Source organism: Mesonia mobilis DSM 19841, from assembly GCF_000423405.1.
Lineage (GTDB): Bacteria > Bacteroidota > Bacteroidia > Flavobacteriales > Flavobacteriaceae > Mesonia > Mesonia mobilis.
In genome coordinates, this window is sequence record NZ_AUHX01000034.1 from 1 (window position 1) to 3,179 (window position 3,179).

Consider the following 3,179-nt stretch of genomic DNA (forward strand, 5'->3'; position numbering starts at 1 on the left):
TTTGAAGTAGAGACGGTTTTTCGGTTTTATAAGATATTCATTTAGGTGTTCGGGTATTCGTGTTTTTGTGTTGTCATGCAGAACGAAGCGATAGCATAGTGAAGCATCTTTTGATCCTTCGACAGGCTCAGGATGACGTGGGAAGTTGAAATTGAATTCGAAATTGAAATAGAAAGACTTCTCGACTTTGGTCGAAATAACAGTTTTATTGGAGAACCTAGAGGATAGAGGTTAGAACATAGACTTTTTGGTTTGGATGAAGAAGATATTTTGTGCGTTGATTCAGGGGATTCCGGATCGAGTCCGGAATGACGGTTGGGAGTGGTCCTTCGACAGGCTCAGGATGACGTGGGAAGTTGAAATTGAACTTGAAATTGAAGTTGAAAGGTTTCTTAGGTTTAATTTTTTCACTACCCACTACCTGCAGTCTTTTGCGTTAGGGATAGTAGTGGCATCCTTTTTTGTTGTGCTTCGACAAGCTGAGCATGACAACAAAAAAGATATAACGAATAGCCCGACCCGATAGGGGAACGCCCACATAAAAAACGTCAATTTACTTATAGTCTAATGTAATGCTAAAAGGCAGGGATGAACTAAAATAATTGCTTACTTTTGTGTATTCAATTAAAAAAATAAAATTATGGCACTAGAAATAACAGACGCAAATTTTGAAGAAACCGTATTAAAAAGTGATAAGCCTGTATTGGTAGATTTTTGGGCTGCTTGGTGTGGACCTTGCCGTATGGTAGGGCCGATTATCGATGAAGTAAGCAAAGAATACGAAGGTAAAGCGGTTGTAGGGAAGTTAGATGTAGATGCAAACCAAGAATTTGCGGCGAAGTATGGCGTTAGAAACATTCCAACCGTATTGGTTTTTAAAGATGGGGAATTAGTGAACCGTCAAGTAGGGGTATCTCCGAAAGATACGTACACCGGAGCGATCGATGCTTTGTTATAAGATTTTATAGATATTACAAGAAAAAGGTTTGGCTTATGTCAAACCTTTTTTATTTTTAATAGGTATTAAAGGCAAACGCTATGATTTTACAGGATGAGGTGAATAAAAGCAACGGGTTTACCAATATAGAATTATTGGCCCAGCAAGTCGTTGAGGGTTTTATTTCGGGAATGCATAAGAGTCCGTTTCACGGTTTTTCTGCGGAGTTTGCCGAGCATAAGATTTACAATAACGGCGAAAGCACCAAGCATATCGATTGGAAGTTGTATGCCAAGACCGATAAATTGTATACCAAGCGCTACGAAGAGGAAACGAATTTACGCTGCCATTTGATTATCGATAATTCTTCTTCGATGCATTACCCCTACTTAGCTCAGCAAGGGATAACTGAATTAAATAAAATCGGTTTTTCAGCCCTAGCCTCGGCTTCCTTAATGCAGATCTTAAAAAAGCAACGCGATGCGGTGGGTTTGAGTGTATATAGCGATACGTACGAATATTACGCGCCTGAAAAGGGGAGTGAACGGCACCATCATATGTTGTTAGATACCTTAGAAAAGATCGTGGCACAGCCTCCGTCTGCCAAGAAAACCAAAACTTTCACCTACTTGCACCAGATCGCGCAAAAGATCAAGCGCAGATCACTTATTTTCTTGTTTACGGATATGTTTCAGGACGATGAGGAGGAAGAGCGTTTGTTTGAGGCTTTACGTCATCTAAAATACAATAAACACGAGCTTACTTTATTTCATACCTACGATCGGGAGCGAGAGCTGAATTTTGATTTTGATAATGCCCCCAAACGTTTTATTGATGTGGAAACCGGGGAGGGAGTGAATTTATATGCCGATACGGTGAAGGCAAACTACGAGGAAGCGGTAAGGGCTTATTTTGAGCGTTTGAGGATCAAGTGTATGCAGTATCAGATTAATTATGTGCCGGTGGATATTCAGCAGTCTTTCGATCAGGTGTTAACGACGTATTTGGTGGAGCGGAGGAAGTATTAGTTAGGTTTTAGTTGGTAGGTTTTAGGGAGTAGGGAGTGATCAGTGGTCAGTTGACAGTTCACAGTGTTCGGTGTTCAGTTGGCGGTTTGTAGTTTTTTTATTTTGAAGTTGAAAGATTTCTCGACTCCGCTCGAAATGACAGTTGAGGTTTTTTCTTTTGCATTGCCCAAAAGAAACAAAAGTCTAGGCTTACGAAGCTTCCTCTAAATTTATTGTTCGACTCCTAAATTTCAAGAACTCGCTACCGCTCAGACAGCTTGAAATTTTACGGAGTTTTCACTTCAAATTTTACGACTCATCTTCGGTAGGCCGGGGGGCATACGAACTCAACCATGCTCCCCTCATTTGAAGGAGGGGTGCCTGTAAGGCGGGGTGGTTGACTTGGGGTGTTCAGTTTACAGTTTTTTTGAGAGCATAGATTTTAGAGCTTAAAATATAGACTTTTTGATTTGGTTGAGGAAGTTGTTTTGTGCGTTGATTCATGGGATTCCGGATCGAGTCCGGAATGACGAATTATGTGTTCATTTTTTTCATTGATAAAAAAACGAACCAAAAAAATCTAGGCTTACGAAGCTTCGTCTAAATTTATTGTTCGACTCCTAAATTTCAAGAACTCGCTATCGCTCAAACAGCTTGAAATTTTACGGAGTTTTCACTTCAAATTTTACGACTCATCTTCGGTATGCCGGGTTTGAAACTAGGTGGTAGGTTTTAGGGAGTAGGGAGTTTGCAGTGGTCAGTTGACAGTTCACAGTGTTCGGTGTTCAGTTAGCAGTATTCAGTAAATAGTATGAACTTTTCTTCGCGAGCTCAGAGTTCAGTTGGCAGTGTGTTAGATTTTGAGCTTTGAACAGGGAACTATAGCGTAAAATAATTTTAAAATATTTTTGTGTTTATTTTGTTGAGGTTCAAGGGGTTGTTTTGAGACGTTGCAAGGGGGGCTAAAAAAAAGTTGAAAAAAAGTTTGCAGGAACTAAAAACAGGCTTATATTTGCACTCGCAATTATGCAACGGTCTGGTAGTTCAGTTGGTTAGAATACCTGCCTGTCACGCAGGGGGTCGCGAGTTCGAGTCTCGTCCAGACCGCAAAATTGTTAAAAGCTTCCATCACAAGTGGGAGCTTTTTTTACGAAGTTGTGTTGTGAATACTGAATTTAAGTATTTGGTATTTAATAGGTTGTATGTGTTTCAACCAATGAGAAGCTTTTCCTGTT

At 40.1% G+C, this 3,179-nt stretch carries 2 protein-coding genes and 1 tRNA gene; all 3 read left to right on the plus strand.

What is annotated here, in order from left to right:
• The first annotated feature begins 640 nt into the window (after window positions 1-640).
• The 3 genes from trxA (at window position 641) to G551_RS0112175 (ending at window position 3,051) form a co-directional block, all read left to right on the plus strand.
• Window positions 641-958 carry a thioredoxin gene (gene trxA / locus G551_RS0112165; protein ID WP_027885818.1) on the plus strand — a complete coding sequence of 106 codons (318 nt, stop codon included), beginning with the start codon at window positions 641-643 and terminating at the stop codon, window positions 956-958.
• An 80-nt stretch (window positions 959-1,038) separates the two neighbouring features.
• Complete coding sequence (locus G551_RS0112170) at window positions 1,039-1,965, plus strand: DUF58 domain-containing protein (protein WP_027885819.1); 927 nt, start codon at window positions 1,039-1,041, stop codon at window positions 1,963-1,965.
• Window positions 1,966-2,977: 1,012 nt separating this feature from the next.
• Window positions 2,978-3,051, plus strand: a tRNA-Asp gene (locus tag G551_RS0112175).
• Window positions 3,052-3,179: the final 128 nt, after the last annotated feature.

What these genes read in the sequence shown, in the direction of transcription:
- trxA (WP_027885818.1), top strand. Translation starts at nt 641, where the DNA reads ATGGCACTAGAAATAACAGACGCAAATTTTGAAGAAACCGTATTAAAA.
- G551_RS0112170 (WP_027885819.1), top strand. Translation starts at nt 1,039, where the DNA reads ATGATTTTACAGGATGAGGTGAATAAAAGCAACGGGTTTACCAATATA.